At 64.2% G+C, this 15,221-nt stretch carries 16 protein-coding genes; 3 read left to right on the forward strand and 13 right to left on the reverse strand.

Annotated elements, in window-relative coordinates; translation table 11 throughout:
• Positions 1-2: 2 nt before the first annotated feature.
• From HHL25_RS06055 to hemN, 6 genes are all read right to left on the reverse strand, one after another.
• On the reverse strand, positions 3-1,031 hold the full coding sequence (locus tag HHL25_RS06055) for a zinc-binding dehydrogenase (RefSeq protein WP_169588212.1): 1,029 nt from the start codon (positions 1,029-1,031) through the stop codon (positions 3-5).
• 62 nt (positions 1,032-1,093) lie between these two features.
• Positions 1,094-2,383 (reverse strand): beta-ketoacyl-ACP synthase, encoded by a 1,290-nt coding sequence (locus tag HHL25_RS06060; protein WP_169588214.1) that lies wholly within the window; start codon positions 2,381-2,383, stop codon positions 1,094-1,096.
• 12 nt (positions 2,384-2,395) lie between these two features.
• Positions 2,396-3,601: a beta-ketoacyl-ACP synthase gene (locus HHL25_RS06065; protein ID WP_169588216.1), complete on the reverse strand. Its 1,206-nt coding sequence runs from the start codon at positions 3,599-3,601 to the stop codon at positions 2,396-2,398.
• A 96-nt stretch (positions 3,602-3,697) separates the two neighbouring features.
• The gene (locus HHL25_RS06070) at positions 3,698-4,171 is read right to left on the reverse strand and encodes a 3-hydroxyacyl-ACP dehydratase FabZ family protein (protein ID WP_169588218.1); all 474 of its coding nucleotides are present in this window, start codon (positions 4,169-4,171) and stop codon (positions 3,698-3,700) included.
• 23 nt (positions 4,172-4,194) lie between these two features.
• Entirely contained in the window at positions 4,195-4,473 is a 279-nt protein-coding gene (locus tag HHL25_RS06075; protein WP_003502893.1) for an acyl carrier protein, read from the reverse strand.
• Between the two features lie 105 nt (positions 4,474-4,578).
• Complete coding sequence (gene hemN, locus HHL25_RS06080; protein WP_169588220.1) at positions 4,579-5,928, reverse strand: oxygen-independent coproporphyrinogen III oxidase; 1,350 nt, start codon at positions 5,926-5,928, stop codon at positions 4,579-4,581.
• A gap of 202 nt (positions 5,929-6,130) precedes the next feature.
• Here hemN and HHL25_RS06085 point away from each other — a divergent pair, with 202 nt between their 5' ends.
• Positions 6,131-6,859 (forward strand): Crp/Fnr family transcriptional regulator, encoded by a 729-nt coding sequence (locus HHL25_RS06085; protein ID WP_169588221.1) that lies wholly within the window; start codon positions 6,131-6,133, stop codon positions 6,857-6,859.
• Positions 6,860-7,007: 148 nt separating this feature from the next.
• On the opposite strand, the gene HHL25_RS06090 is transcribed toward HHL25_RS06085, so the two are convergent.
• The 5 genes from HHL25_RS06090 to cobA form a co-directional block, all read right to left on the reverse strand.
• On the reverse strand, positions 7,008-7,436 hold the full coding sequence (locus HHL25_RS06090; RefSeq protein ID WP_169588223.1) for a L,D-transpeptidase: 429 nt from the start codon (positions 7,434-7,436) through the stop codon (positions 7,008-7,010).
• A 140-nt stretch (positions 7,437-7,576) separates the two neighbouring features.
• Positions 7,577-8,560 (reverse strand): adenosylcobinamide-phosphate synthase CbiB, encoded by a 984-nt coding sequence (cbiB, locus tag HHL25_RS06095; protein ID WP_169588225.1) that lies wholly within the window; start codon positions 8,558-8,560, stop codon positions 7,577-7,579.
• Positions 8,557-9,561, reverse strand: coding sequence for a threonine-phosphate decarboxylase CobD (gene cobD, locus HHL25_RS06100; RefSeq protein ID WP_169588227.1), 1,005 nt, complete (start codon positions 9,559-9,561; stop codon positions 8,557-8,559). Before cobD ends, cbiB begins: the two co-directional genes overlap by 4 nt.
• Entirely contained in the window at positions 9,561-10,862 is a 1,302-nt protein-coding gene (locus HHL25_RS06105; RefSeq protein WP_169588229.1) for a cobyrinate a,c-diamide synthase, read from the reverse strand. The genes cobD and HHL25_RS06105 overlap by 1 nt, the downstream gene beginning before the upstream one ends.
• Entirely contained in the window at positions 10,859-11,701 is an 843-nt protein-coding gene (cobA, locus tag HHL25_RS06110; RefSeq protein WP_169588231.1) for a uroporphyrinogen-III C-methyltransferase, read from the reverse strand. Before cobA ends, HHL25_RS06105 begins: the two co-directional genes overlap by 4 nt.
• 92 nt (positions 11,702-11,793) lie before the next feature.
• Between cobA and HHL25_RS06115 the strand changes: the two genes are divergently transcribed.
• Positions 11,794-12,924 (forward strand): cobalt-precorrin-5B (C(1))-methyltransferase, encoded by a 1,131-nt coding sequence (locus HHL25_RS06115; protein WP_169589622.1) that lies wholly within the window; start codon positions 11,794-11,796, stop codon positions 12,922-12,924.
• A complete protein-coding gene (locus tag HHL25_RS06120; RefSeq protein WP_169588233.1) occupies positions 12,914-13,597 on the forward strand; it encodes a cobalt-precorrin-6A reductase in 684 nt (227 codons plus the stop codon). Before HHL25_RS06115 ends, HHL25_RS06120 begins: the two co-directional genes overlap by 11 nt.
• 101 nt (positions 13,598-13,698) lie before the next feature.
• On the opposite strand, the gene HHL25_RS06125 is transcribed toward HHL25_RS06120, so the two are convergent.
• Entirely contained in the window at positions 13,699-14,661 is a 963-nt protein-coding gene (locus HHL25_RS06125) for a nucleoside hydrolase (protein ID WP_169588235.1), read from the reverse strand.
• A 75-nt stretch (positions 14,662-14,736) separates the two neighbouring features.
• Entirely contained in the window at positions 14,737-15,192 is a 456-nt protein-coding gene (locus HHL25_RS06130; protein ID WP_169588237.1) for a GFA family protein, read from the reverse strand.
• Between the last annotated feature and the right edge of the window lie 29 nt (positions 15,193-15,221).

The following is a 15,221-nucleotide window of genomic DNA, read 5'->3' on the forward strand; positions in this document are numbered from 1 at the left end:
GATCAATCCATCCGCAGGATGATCTTGCCGAAGACCTGGCGGCCTTCCATGCGCAGCAGGGCACGATCGATGTCCTCGAGGCTGACCTCGGTATCGATCACCGGATGGACGAGACCGCGCGCCATCTTCTGCATGGCGTTCGCCATGTTCTCCATGCGGCAGCCGAAAGAACCGAAAAGCTTCAGCTGCTGCTGGAAGAGCATCATCAGGTTGATGTCGGTGGAGACGCCGGAGGTCGAACCGCAGGTGACCAGGCGGCCGCCACGCTTCAGCACGAACATCGAGCCCGCCCAGGTATCCTTGCCAACGTGTTCGAAGACGACGTCCACGCCCTTCTTCTTGGTGATCTTGCGCACCACGCCCTCGAAACGGTCGGTGCGGTAGTTGATGACGTGATCGGCGCCGAGCGCCTTGGCCGGCTCGATCTTGTCGTCGGAACCGACGGTGGTGATGACCGTGCACCCGATCTTCTTTGCGAGCTGGATCGCAGCCGTGCCGATGCCGGACCCGCCGGCATGGACCAGGATGGTTTCGCCGGATTCCAGCTTCGCATTGTCGAACAGCATGTGCTCGACCGTGCCGAAGGTGACGGGCGCCAGCGCCGCGCCGACCGCATCGACGCCGGGCGGTGCCGGAACCAGCAGGCGCGCCGGGAGGTTGATCTTCTCCTGGGCGAAGCCGTCGAGGTGGAAGCCGTGCACGCCGCCGACGTTTTCGCAAAGATTGTCGCGACCCTCGCGGCAGGGCTTGCAGAGACCGCAGGTGCGTGCGCCGTAAACGGCGGCAAGCTGACCCGGAAGGATGTTGCCGACACCCGGACCGATCGCCTCGACCACACCGGAGGCTTCTGCACCAATGGTCAGCGGCATCTTGCGCTTGGCAAACGCCATGCCGCGCCAGCCCCAGACATCGATGTGGTTCAGCGCCACGGCCTTGACGCGCAGGGTCACCTCACCCGGGCCGGGTGCGTCCGGCTCCGGAATGTCAACGATTTCGAGCTTGCGGTCATCGACAAGTTGAAGTGCGCGCATAAGGTCTATCCTCGCGCCCCGAGGGCGCTCAATTCTGGGTAAAGGGACTAGAGAACCGTCGCTTAAGCCGGTTCACGCGTCATGACAAGGCTGGCGTTCTGGCCGCCGAAACCGAAGGAGTTCGACAGGACGGCAGAAACCTCCGCCTCTCGCTTCACGTTCGGCACCACGTCCAGCACGATCGTCGGATCCGGATTGACGTAGTTGATGGTCGGCGGGATCGTGCCGGTCAGCATGGTCTGGATGGAAAAGACCGCTTCGACGGCGCCGGCCGCCGTCAGCGTGTGGCCGATCATCGACTTGTTGGACGAGACCGGGATCCGGTCCTTCAGCCGCTCGCCGAACACGGAAAGCATGGCGCCATATTCCATCTTGTCGTTTTCCGGCGTCGAAGTGCCATGGGCGTTGATGTAGCCGATCTGCTCTTCCGAGAGACCGGCGTCGTCGAGTGCCGCGTGGATCGTGGCGATCGCCGGCCCACCGTCCGGCGACGAACGGGTGCGGTGGAAATGGTCGGCCTTCTCGCCGCAGCCCTTCATCACGCCGAGCACACGCGCGCCACGGGCGATCGCCGATTCCAGCGATTCCAGCACGAGGGTGGCCGCACCTTCGGCGATGACGAAGCCGTCGCGGTCCTTGCTGAACGGCTTGGAGGCCTTTTCCGGCGGATCATTCTGGGTCGAGAGGGCGGACAACAGCGCAAAACGGATCAGCGCCTCGGCGCTGACCGAGCCGTCCGTCGCAACCGTCAGGGCGCGATCGGTGCGCCCCTGGCGGATCGCCTCGACGCCGAGCTGGATCGCCGTTGCCCCGGAGGCACAGGCGGTCGACAGCGTCACGGGCAGACCGCGCGTGCCGAACCTGTCCGAAAGCCGCTCGGAAATCGAACCGAACTGCACTGCCTCCATGAAAACCGGATCGGCCTTGGCGCGCATGGCGGCGAGCAGGCGATGATAGGCGTGGCCCTCGTTCTCTTCCGGCGGAATGCGTTCAGCGAGTCGGAAGCGGTCGTCCCATTCCGGTTCGACCGGCGGTGCGGCGAGGAAAAGAGGACCGTCGAAATCACCCGACAGGCCCGCCTGGGCGAGCGCCTCGATGGTGGTCTCGCGCGCCATCGCATAGGAGCGGTCGACCGCGTTGACCGCCGGCAGATCGATGAAATCGACGGTGCCGCTGATGCGGGTATTGAGGCCCTCGGTCGGGAAACGGGTGATCTTGTGGATCCCCGAGACGCCGCCGGTGAGCTTTTCCCAATTGTCGGCGAGGCCCTGGCCGAGCGAGGTTATGACGCCCATGCCGGTCACGGCGACAATCGGGCGTCCCAGATGATCCTTGAAGCGAGATTCAGTCATGGTCATGTCTCCTCACGCCTCGGCCGTCAGATGCGCAAGGCCCTCGCCGCGCACATAGCCGACCGTGGTCACCACGGCATCCGTCGCCGGTGCTGCCATGGCAGTTTCATTCTTGTCGTCAAAGGCAGGAACAACCGCCTTGCTGTCCAGCGCCAACGCCGCAAGCGCCAGGCCTAGCGGGAACTGAGCCTCGAGCGCATGGCCGGTCACGCCGCCAAAGCCGCGCACGACCGAACCGGGGAAGACCTCGCCGAGAACGACCTTTTCGCGTTCCGAAAGCGCATGCAGGCCGCTCGCGCCCGACAGGACGAGCGTGCCTTCGTGAGCCTCGCCGGCAACCGAAGCGGCCATGCGCTTCAGGCGCTTTTCGAGCCCGCCGTCGTCGCGCCGGCCGCGATCGCCCTCGATCGAATCGATCGAGGCATAGATGTGGGTGCCGCGCGCCTCGGCATGGGCGCGGGATTCAAGCATGAGGAAGGCGCCTACGGTGCCGAGCATCATGCCGCCGCCCTTGCCCGAGCCGCGCTGCCACAGAGGCTGCCAGTCGCCCGTCGCGTGGGCCTGGATGCCCTCGACGAGGAGGAAGATATCATCGCGATCGGCAACGAATGCACCGCCGACCAGCGTATGGGTGGACTGACCGGCGCGGATGCGGGCGAAAGCGGTTTCCACGGCCGAAATGCCGGCAGCTTCCTCACCCATGAAGGTGCGCGAGGAACCGGTCACCTTGTGAACGATCGAGATGTTGCCAGCCATCAGGTTGGACAACTGGGCAAGGAACAGCGTCGGGCGGAGCTCGGTGGTCAGCTTCTCGTTGACCAGCTGGGCGCGGTCGTTACGCTTCAGGCCCTCGTCGACGATGATCGTGTCGACGTTCACGTCGCGCTCGCCACCACCGGCGGCAACGATCATGTCCATGGTCGAACAGGCTTCCAGATTGTCCTTCAGCCCCGCATCGTCCAGCGCCAGACCCGCCGCATAAACGCCGAGGCGCTGCCAGTTTTCCATCTGGCGCTGATCGCCGCGCTTGGCGATCTGCTGGGACCAGTCGATCTCCGGCATCGGGTGAATCGGATAGGGCTTGAACTTCTCCACCTCGACGACGGGCGTCGGGGCCCTGGACGAAGACAAAAGAGCGAGGTGCGGTTCCTTGCCGGTCCCGTGGCACGTCACGATGCCGATACCGGTAATCACCACATCATTGGGCTTCTTGACCATCTTACATCCTCTCGCCGGAGCGTTTCCGGCGCAGCGAGCCGCGGCAGTTCGGTCGGCCCGCATCCGTCAACAACGAAAAGCCACCCGCAGGCAGGATCAGCGGGCGGCGGCAATGGCCTCGATGAGGCCGATTTCTGTGGCACGCTTGCGCACGATGTCGGCAAGCGGCACTTCGCTGAACGGCATGGTCCGCAGTTTCAACTGCGCGTCGCAGACCTTCTTGCCCGACGACGAGATCCTTGCCTTCGTCACAGCGAAGCCGGAGCCGTCGTGTTCCAGCTCGGCCTCGATGTCAAGAGCCGCACCCGGCTCCACGAAGGTTCGCATCTTCGCGCCGTCGACAGACATCAGGAACGGCATCACGGAAAAGTCCTTGACCGCGAGAAGCAGCATGCCGGAGGCCTGCGCCATCGTCTCGATCAGGAGCACGCCCGGGACGAGCGGCATTCCGGGAAAATGGCCTTCGAAGACCGGGCTCTTTTCCGGCACGACCGACCGGGCCTTGAGCGTGCCAAGGCCGAGGTCCAATGCCTCGACCCTGTCAATCATCTGGAAGTATTCGAGCAGCATTGAGACCTCCGCCCCGAGGCGGATCAGCCCTTGGCTGCCCGCAGCTCGTCGATCTTGGCGCAGAGATTCTTCAGGACGAAGTATTCCTCGGTCGAAACCTTGCCTTCGTTGACTTCCTGCGTCCACTGCTCGAGCGGGATCTTGATGCCGAATTCCTTGTCGATCGCAAAGACGATGTCGAGGAAGTCGAGGCTGTCGATGCCGAGGTCATCAATCGTATGGCTTTCCGGCGTAATCGTCTCGCGGTCGATTTCGCTGGTTTCAGCAATGATGTCGGCAACTTTGTCGAATGTAGCGGTCACGCCAATTACCTCATGTGTCTAAAATCTGAGTTCCACATAGGGAAAACTGTTTTAAAAGCCAATGGCAAGTTTGAGCGACTGCAAAATTTGGCGCCGAAGTGTTGCTCAAACAGCAATTGAGTGGCGACCCTTTCCGGTGGCGAGATAACTGTCGAAGACCGCGGCGACGCTGCGGGCAAAGGGCCTACCGGCCTCCGTAAGGCGGAACTCGTCGCCGGAAATCTCGCAAATTCCGTCCGGATTAGAGGCCGAGAACTGCCGCGCCTCGGCAATGACGGTCTCGCCGATTTGGGGATAGAGCGCCCTGACGGTCGCGAAGGAGAAGGCGAAGCGGCACATGATCTCCTCGATCACGTGGGCGCGCAGCCGGTCGTCGGCGGAAAGCTCGATACCGCGCACCGCGGTCAGTCCGCCTGCGTCAGCCATCTTCTGGTACTCGCCGGTCGCCGGCATGTTCTGCACATAGCCCTGCGGCAGCTGCCCGATGGAGGAGGCGCCGAAACCGATCAGCGCCTCGGCGGCATCGTCGGTGTAACCCTGGAAATTGCGGCGGAGACGGCCATTGCGGGCGGCAACGGCGAGACGGTCGTCGGGCTTCGCAAAATGGTCGATGCCGATCGGCTCGTAGCCAGCGGCGACAAGCATGTCGGCGGCGCGGCTCATCTGGTCGAAGCGGGTTTCGACATCCGGAAGCGCCTCTTCCGGAATCATCGTCTGGTGTTTCTTCATCCACGGAACGTGGGCATAGCCAAAGAGCGCGATGCGGTCGGGCGAAAGCGACACGATGTCGTTGACCGTCGCTTCCAGCGTTTCCATCGTCTGGTAGGGCAAACCGTAGAGAATGTCGCAATTGACCGAGTGGACACCGCGAGCCCGGACCGCATCGACGACCGACCTGGTCTGTTCGAATGTCTGGATGCGGTTGATGGTCTTTTGCACCTTCGGATCGAAATCCTGCACGCCAAGGCTCGCGCGCGTCATGCCGATCGCCGCCAGCGCATCGTAGCGCGGCTCATCGAGGTCGTTCGGATCCATCTCGACGCTGATCTCGGCATCGGGGCGGAAGTCGAAGGCGGCGCGGAACGCCTGCATCAGATCGATCATGTCCTCCGGCTTCAGCATGGTCGGCGAGCCGCCGCCGAAATGCAGGGCCGAAACCTTCGCGTCGCGGCTGACGAGACTGCCGACCTTGGCGATCTCCCGCTTCAGCGATTCGAGATAGCTGGTGATCGGCTCGTATTTCAGCGTGTGCTTCGTATGGCAGGCGCAGAACCAGCAGAGGCGATCGCAATACGGGATGTGCACGTAAAGCGACAAATCGTGCTCGGCGCCCAGTTCCCCGAGCCATTGCGTATATTTGCCGCAGTCAACGCCTTCATGAAAATGCGGCGCCGTCGGGTAGCTCGTGTATCGTGGAACAGAGCCGGAATACTTGGCCAGCAAGGGGTTTCGCATGTCATACGCCGCTTTTCAGATGGATGTTCATAGCCTTTTGAATAACCCCGCAGGCGTGGTCTTCCTTTGACTTCGATCAATTTATAGGTAGATTTGCGTGGCTGTACGCATTCGAGCGTGGAGGGAGTCGGAACCCGGCATCGGGACCTGCGAATTCCTCACTTGACCTATGGCCAGTTTGGCGTCAGACGGGATCAACATCATGGACGCGCACAAGAAACATACGGGCGAATGCGAAGCGCCCACGGTCTGCAAAGCCTGCGAAGCCCGCCACGGCGGCATCTGCGCGGCGCTCACCGCAAGTCAGTTGGTCGAGCTCAACAAGCATTCCACCCGCCGCAAGGTCGAACCCGGCAACGAGGTGATCGGCCAGGGTGAGCGCGTCGGCAGCTACAGCAACATTCTCAACGGCGTGGTGAAGCTTTCCAAGATGATGGCGGATGGCCGCCAGCAGATCGTCGGACTGCAGTTCGCCCCCGATTTCCTCGGCCGGCCCTTCCTGAGCGAAAGCTCGGTCACCGCAGAAGCCGCGACCGAGACGGAAATCTGTTCCTTCCCGCGGCCGCTGGTCGACCGCATGGTCAGCGAGGCGCGGGATCTCGAACGCAAGCTGCATTCGCAGTCGCTCAAGGAACTCGACGAAGCGCGTGACTGGATGCTGACGCTCGGCCGCAAGACGGCGCAGGAAAAGGTCGCGAGTTTCCTGTACCTGATCGCTACCCATATCGATCCGGAAAAGAGCGGCAACACGACGACCTTCGACCTGCCGCTTTCGCGTGCAGACATTGCGGACTTTCTGGGCCTCACGATCGAGACGGTAAGCCGCCAGATGACGAAGCTTCGCAAGGACGGCATCATCATCATCGAAAATAACCGGCATGTGATCGTTCCCGACGCACGCCGCCTGCGCTATGCGGCCGGCAACGATTGACGTCACCGGCCGCACGGCCCCATTCACCCCCAAGAGATAAGCGACACGGCCAGAGCGTTCCCGGTTCCCCAACAGCAGGAAACGCTCTACTTCTTTGTTTTTACACAATTCCGGCCGAAAATCGCTTCACGCTTTTCCGGGAATTGCTTCAGCGTGTCACGATGATCTTCGTATTGCCGAGGCCATTGGCGGTGGCCATGGAGAAGAACTGTGCCGCATTGTCCGGATGCAACCGCACGCAGCCGTGCGACGCCGGCCGACCAAGGCGCTTCAGATCGAAGGTCGCGTGAACGGCATAGCCACCGTTGAAGAAAATCGCGTAAGGCATCGGCGCATTGTCATACTTGCGCGACCGATGGTTCTTCGAAGCCCATTTGGCCTTGTAGTTGCCGAGCGGCGTGACATAGCCCTTGCGCGCGGTCGAAACCTTCCAGCGATACTTGACGATGCCGTTCTGCGATACGGTCATGGTCTGCTGCGAAATGCTGACCTTGGCGACGAGATTGCTGGCTTCCGCCACGAGTGGCTGGATCTGAAGGCAGAGAAAGGCCGAGGCGGCCAGAATGAACTTGCGCATGATGTCCCCTGGTTCTTGTTCGCCGCGTTGTCCGAGGCGCTTGACTGGGGACACTGTAGTATAAATCCGAATATAGGCGATTAAGCAAAAAGGAAAATATTGTTTTAACACGATCTGCTGAAGCGCCGCCTCCTAAAGGTCTAGACCAGCATGGCAAGGACCAGCAGTACGACCGTCATGACGCCGAGCGCGGCACAGGCGCCATAGAAAAGATCGACGCCGCTTTCGATGTCGCCGGCCGTTGCAACGGCCCGGCCCGATCCGTTGATCATCGGCTCGCTCACCCGCTGGCCGCCGTAAATGCGCGGGCCGGTCAGCTGGATGTCGAGCGCACCGGCCATGGCCGCCTCCGGCCAGCCGGAATTCGGCGAGCGGTGCAGGCCGGAGTCGCGCAGCGTCACCGACATTGCGCGCCGCGCCGCCTCGGCCCCGTCGAGGATAAGGGCAGCAGTACCAATCAGGAGGCTCGACAAGCGGGCCGCCGGCCAGTTGGCAAGGTCGTCCAGCCGGGCGGACGCCCAGCCGAAACGAAGATAGCGTTCGTTCTTGTGGCCGATCATCGAATCGGCGGTGTTGAGCATCTTGTAGGCAAGGATGCCCGGCAGGCCGCACAGAGCGTACCAGAAGGCCGGCGCTACCACGCCGTCGGCGAAATTTTCGGCCAGGCTTTCGATCGCCGCCCGGCAGACCGCCGGTTCATCGAGCGTTTCCGGGTCACGTCCGACGATCAGGGCAACGGCCCGTCGCCCTCCGGCGAGGCCTTCGCTCCGCAAGCCGGCCGCCACGGCGCCGACATGATCGCCGAGGCTCTTCTGCGCCAGGAAAACCGCGACGACGATCACTTCGAGAACGAAGCCTACCGGGCCGAGATGGTGGAAGATACCTGAAAGCACATCGCCGACCAGGGCAGAAGCGGCAAGCAGCGCGACAATCGCCAGCACGCCGTGGCCGCGGCGGCGGCTCGCCGACAGATCGTCGCGGTTGAGGTTGCGATCCAGAACCGAGATCGCCTTGCCGAAGATTACGACCGGATGGGGCAGCCGGGCCCACAGAGCGGGCGGGTCGCCGACGAGGCGATCGAGCACAAGGGCAATCAAAAGAACGGCAGGAATCCAGACGCTCAATTTTGCCTCCAGTCTGCAAGGGCCGCGGCGAGCCGCGCATCCCCGTCGGCCTCTGGCGCAAGGCCGAAGCGCAGCCAGGTCGGAGCATAGTCGAACTTGCGGGTCAGGATGTGCGCGCGGCAGAGATGCTCGTGCAATTCATCCGCACGGGGATCGGTCACCAGAGCGAAAAGCGGGGTCGAGCCTTCAACCGTCAGACCGGCGGCGGAGAGGGCCGAACCGAGGCCGGCGCGGCGCTCCTCTATCACGCGGCGCAGCGGACCCGGCTCCCGGCCGAAAAGATCGACGGCGACCGAAAGCGCGGGACCAGACACGGCCCAGGGCCCGAGCCAGTCGGCAAAGCGCTCGAGCATGTCCTCGGGGGCAACGACGAAGCCGAGGCGAATGCCGGCATAACCGAAGAACTTTCCGAACGATCGGAAGACGACGAGATTGGACCGCGTCTGCACCGCATCGACGATGCTTGCCGCCGGGTCGCAGTCGCCGAAGGCTTCGTCGACGACGAGAAGGCCGCCCTCGCCCGCAAGCCGGTCGGCCAGCGCGAGCAGTTCCTCGCGGGGATAGAGCCGCCCGGTCGGATTGTTGGGATTGACGACGACCACAAGGTCGCTTGCCGGAACGACAGCGTCCGGTGTCTCGGGCCGATCGACGGCGAAACCGTTGAGCGAGAGCACGCGGCCGTATTCACCATAGGTCGGCGATACCACCGCGACGCGCGCGCCGGGACGGACAAGCCGCGGCAGCAACTGGATGACCGATTGGGTGCCGGGTACCGGCAAGGGCAGGATGTTGCCGGAGCCATAGAAGCCCCGGGCAGCCTGGCGGGCGCGGGTCACCAGATCCTGGTCGGGAAGCCGGTGCCAGACGCGGTCGGCGATCACCGGCAGAGCGGGCGGGCACGGGTTGAGACCGGTCGACAGATCGAGCCAGCCTTCCGGGCGTCCGCCGTAGAGGGCAGCAGCGGCACCGATGCCGCCACCATGGGCGATCCTGCCGCTCATCAGCCTTCGCCCCTCACGTCGATCAGGTGCATGTAGGAGCCGGCGACAGTGCCGCGCCTCAGGCCCACCTCTCCGAGCGACAATCCGAGGGCATCTTCCGCGCGGAACATTCGGTCGGCTTTACCTTCGGACACGATCGAGGCGTAATGAAACTCGTGCGCGGTGAGCGGCATCGAAAAGAAACTGTCATCGACCGGCCGCAGGCGGCGGTAGCCGAGGTGACGCTTGCGGGCCGCATAGCTGGTGACGACGGGAAGCAGGCCGAGCATCGGGTGGCTGTCGCCCTCACCGTCGATGATCGCCTCGCCGAGCGTCATGTAGCCGCCGCACTCCCCGTAGATCCGGACGCCGCGCGCGGCCGCCGAGTGCATGCCGGCGCGAAAATTTCCGGACGAGGAAAGCCGGCCGGCATGGAGCTCCGGATAACCGCCCGGCAGATAGACGGCGTCCGCATCCGGCACGGGCGCCTCGTCGGCAAGCGGCGAGAAGAAGGTGATCTCGGCCCCCTCGCCGCGCCAGCCGGACAACAGGTGTTCGTAGCAGAAGGCAAACGCCACATCGTGGGCGACGGCGATCCGGCGGCCGATTGGCGGCAGGACCGCAACACGGTACTTGCTGACGGGCCGCAGATCGCCCGCGGCCGAAACCAGCGCGTCGAGATCAAAGCCTGCGGCGACGGCCGCGGCGGCACGCTCGATGAAGGCTTCCAGCTCGGCATGCTCACCGGCCTGGACGAGGCCGAGGTGGCGCTCGGGAAGATGCAGGGCGGGATCGGATCTCAGGGCCCCGAAGACCGGCATTCCGATCCTCTCCAGTGCATCCCGCAACATCGTCTCGTGGCGATCGCTGCCGACCCGATTGAGGATCACGCCGGCGACATGGGTGTCGGCGCGGAAACCGGCGAAGCCCTTTACCAGCGCCGCGACCGAATGCGAGGTCTTGGCGCAGTCGACCACCAGCACCACGGACAGGCCGAGCAGGGCCGCAAGGTCAGCCGGCGCACCGCTGCCGTCGGCAGCGCCGTCGAACAACCCCATCATCGCCTCAACGACGAGAAGACGACCGCCGGCGCAGTGACTCACGGCATTCGCGCTCAGCAGTTCGGGACGCATGGCCCAGGGATCGAGATTGATGCAAGACTCGCCGCTTGCGGCGGCATGGAAAGCGGGATCGATGTAATCAGGACCGGCCTTGCCCGGCGCAATCGCCAGCCCGCGATTGCGCAGGGCCCTCAAGAGACCGAGCGTCACGGTCGTCTTGCCGGCTCCCGAGGACGACGCCGCGATCAGCAGGCCCTTCATGCGCTGTCCTTCGTCTCGCCGGTGGCGAAGGGATCGGGCAGAAGCCTGCGGCCGGAGAGTGCTCCCAGCCAGTCGAGCGACGGCCGAAGCCTTACGACTTCGCCGACCACGACGATAGCCGGCGGTTCGAGACCGGAGGCCGCGACATCGGCCTCGGCGCGTCCAAGCGTGGTTTCCAGCACCTTCTGGGCCGCCGTTGCCGCATCGCAGACAAAGGCGACCGGTTCATCCGGCGAACGGCCGGCCGCGATCAGGTTGGCGCTGATGGTGCCGATATGCTTCATTGCCATGTACATGACGATCACTGGAGAACCGCGGCCGATCGCTTCCCAGTCGATCCGGTCCGGGACGACGCCGGAGGAATCATGACCGGTCAGGAAGGTGACGGCATGGTTGATCTCGCGGTGGGTGACGGGAATGCCGGCATAGGCCAGCCCGCCGATGCCCGCCGTGATGCCCGGCACGATGCGGAACGGGATGCCATGGTCGATGAGGGTCAGAGCTTCCTCGCCGCCGCGGCCGAAGACGAAGGGATCGCCTCCCTTGAGGCGGAGCACTTTCTGTCCGGCCTTGGCCAGCTCGACGAGACGCAGCGAAATGTCGCGCTGGCGGGCCGACGGCTTGCCGCCACGTTTGCCGGCATATTCGAGAACGGCACCCGACCGCGCGAGCTTCAGGCAATCGTCGTTGACCAGGGCATCGTGGACGATCACGTCAGCTTCGGACAGCGCCTTGGCGACCAAGAGGGTCAGAAGGCCGGGGTCGCCCGGGCCGGCACCGGCCAGCCAGACATGGCCGGGACTGATCGACGGAAGCGCGGAGAAAGGTGAAAACGTCATGATCCTGCTCTAGGCTCCGCATGGCGAAAATGCAATCGCCGAGGGCGCTCAACGCGCTTTCGGTGTGCCCCGCTCTCGCCTATAACGGGGACATGACCAAGGCGACCGCATCCGTTCCCCCCCAAGCCCCGAGCGACCGTGCCGAGAAGCCGGAAGGTACGCTCAGGACCGGCTGGACGACCGGCGCCTGCGCGACGGCGGCCACCAAGGCGGCGCTCACCGCGCTGATCACCGGAGACTTCCCCGACCCGGTCAGCATCCGCCTGCCGCGCGGCCAGGAACCGGCCTTCGCGCTGGCGCTCGAGGCCCTCGGCGACGGCTATGCGATGGCCGGCATCGTCAAGGATGCCGGCGATGATCCGGATGTGACACATGGGGCGACCGTAATCGCCTCTGTGCGACCCTTGCCGCCCGGAAGCGGTATCCGCTTTGCTGCGGGCGACGGGGTCGGCACCGTCACCCGGCCGGGCCTGCCGATCGCGGTCGGCGAACCGGCGATCAATCCCGTTCCCCGCGCCATGATGACCGGCGTGGTCGAGGAGCTTTGCGGCGCGCACGGACTGCCGGCCGACGTCGAGATCACCATCGCCATTCCCGGCGGCGAGACGATCGCGGCCCAGACCTGGAACCCGCGGCTCGGGATCGTCGGCGGGCTCTCCGTGCTCGGCACGACGGGCGTCGTCAATCCGTTCTCCTGCGCCGCCTGGATCCATTCCATCCATCGCGGCATCGACGTGGCACGGGCGGAAGCCATGCCGCATGTGCTCGGGGCGACTGGCTCGACGTCGGAAAAGGCCGCGCAAGCGTTGCATGGCCTGCCGGACGGTGCGCTGCTCGACATGGGCGATTTCGCCGGCGGGCTGCTCAAATACCTGAGGGCACACCCTGTTCCCCGCCTGACGATCGCCGGCGGTTTCGCCAAGATGGCCAAGCTCGCCCAAGGGGCGCTCGACCTGCATTCGTCGCGCAGCCAGGTCGACAACGCTTTCCTCGCCGGCCTGATCGACGACGCGGCGCTCTCCCCTAGAGTCAGGCAGCAGATGCTCGACGCGAACACTGCGTTAGAAATATATGAATTAGCAAACAAAAATGGAATCGATCTCGCCTCATCCGTCGCCACGGCGGCGCGACAGGCTGCACTCGACACCCTGCGTGGCGCCGAGGTAGCGGTCGACGTCGTCGTGACCGACCGCCAGGGGAAGATCATCGCCCATGCCGTCTGAGCATCCGGAGACGATCCTGATCCTCGGCGGTACGGCCGAGGCATTCCGGCTGGCCGAACAGATGACGGCGAACGGCGGTACGCGTGTCATCACCTCGCTCGCCGGCCGAACCCGCGAACCGGTGCTGCCGCCCGGCGACGTGCGGATCGGCGGTTTCGGCGGGGTCGAGGGCCTCATCGCCTACGTCCGCGAAAACGGCGTGACGCGGATCATCGACGCCACCCATCCCTTCGCACGGAGGATTTCCGAAAATGCGATCCGCGCGGCTGCGGAGACCGGGGTCACGCTGGAGCACGTCGTCCGGCCCGGCTGGCAGCGCCAGCGCGGTGATCGGTGGCAGGAGGTTTCGACGCTTGCGGATGCGGCCCATGCGCTGCCTTCGGGCGCGGTCGTGTTCCTGGCATTGGGGCGGCAGTATCTCGACGCATTCTCGAGCCGCGACGACTGCCGGTTCGTCATCCGCATGGTCGACGAGCCGGCCGGGCCGCTCGCCTTTGCCGACTATACCCTTATCGTCGGAAAACCCTCGGAAGATCCGGCCCGCGAGGCGGATCTCTTTTCAACCCACGGGGTCACGCATCTCGTCTGCCGCAACTCCGGTGGGGCAGCGGGCTACGGCAAGATCGCCGCGGCCCGGGAGATAGGCCTTCGGGTGGTAATGATCAGCCGCTGATCGGCAGCGTTTCAGTTTTCCACACGGTCACGCGGGCGTCCGATCTCTCGGTTCCCCGCCATTCCTGACGGAAAAAGTTTCCCCCTTCTTTCGTGAAGTCCTCAATCCTCACGGACCGCGACGATCGCGTCGTGGATCAGTTTCAGGACCCCTTCCGAATCGATCCCGGTGCAGATCTTCTGGCTCGGCAGGTTGTCCCACTCGCTGGGGCCGAAACCGATATGATCGGGCTTCTGGATGGTCTGGCCGTCGGCGATCCCGCCCGAGACGACACGGATCGATCCGGAACGCGTCGTAAAAAGATGCGGCGCCACGACATAGGCGCAGGCGCAGCTGTCGTGGACCACCATGCCGTCCGGCACACGGCTTTCGTAGAACTTGATGTAGAACTGCGAAAGATCGAACAGCAGCTTGGCGCGGCTGGAGCCGGCGGCATCGCGGATGTCGGCGAGCTGCTGGCGGGTCATCACCGTCTTGGTCGTGACGTCGAGGCCGACGACGACGACCGGCCAGGCGGCCGTGAAGACCACGTCGGCCGCCTCCGGATCGCCGTGAATGTTGGCCTCCGCCGCTGGCGTAACATTGCCGTTGACGTCGAAGGCTCCACCCATGATGACGACCTCCTTCACCAAGTCGACGATCTTGGGATCCTCCTTCAAGGCGTTGGCGAGGTTCGTCATGCGGCCGACGGCGACGAGCGTCACCTCACCCGGATTGGCCCTCACCGTCTCGACGATGAAGCGGTGGGCCGGCCGCGGATCGAGCGGCAGGTCTATCACCTCGGGCACACCGATATTGCCGAGGCCATCGTCGCCGTGGATGAACTTCGGCGGCTCATGGCTCACGCGATGAGGAATGAAGGTTTCGCCGGCGCCGCGCGAAACCGGGGCGGCGATCTTCCATTCGCGTTTCAGAAACAGCGCGTTGCGCGTGGTGGTCTCGATCGAGGCATTGCCGAACACCGTCGTGATACCGAGGAGATCGATGTCCGGATGATGATGAAGGAAAAGCAGCGCCATGGCGTCGTCGACGCCCGGATCCGTATCGAAGATGACCTTGTGCATGAAACCGCCGGAATGCTGGTTGGAACGAAAAAACGAAGCCGCCGTCTTATCGTATTTGATATGCCGTGGCCACGCTCAGAGATCGTTTGCGGCGAATTCCGCCATCAGACGCGGAAAGTCCTCCATCGGCGGGAACTGCGGGTAACTGTGGCGCGCCGGCGTCGTCACCCAGGACAGCTTTTCGGCGACGCAGGTCTCGATGAAGGGTTCGAAGGTCGCGGCATTGTCGAGCATTGTGGACCGCACGTTGACAAAGGGTCCCATGGCGTCGAAACGGGTGAACAGCCAGCTCAGGCAATGGGGGCAGAAGAAGTGGCGCAAATCCCCGTGCAGCCCGCCGATCACCGGCTCCAGGCCGGAATATCCGAAGGCGTCCTCCGGATAAAGCGAACTCAGCGAGAAGGCACTCGACGTCATCTTCTGGCAGCCGACGCAGTGGCAGGCCATGGTCATGACCGGCCGCCCCTTGACCTTCAGCCGCACCTGGCCGCAACGGCAGCCGCCTTCCGTGATGGTGTCTTCGCCCGACATCGACTCGCTCCCTTGATGCGGGACGAGCA

The organism is Rhizobium terricola (assembly GCF_012927355.1).
Lineage (GTDB): Bacteria > Pseudomonadota > Alphaproteobacteria > Rhizobiales > Rhizobiaceae > Allorhizobium > Allorhizobium terricola.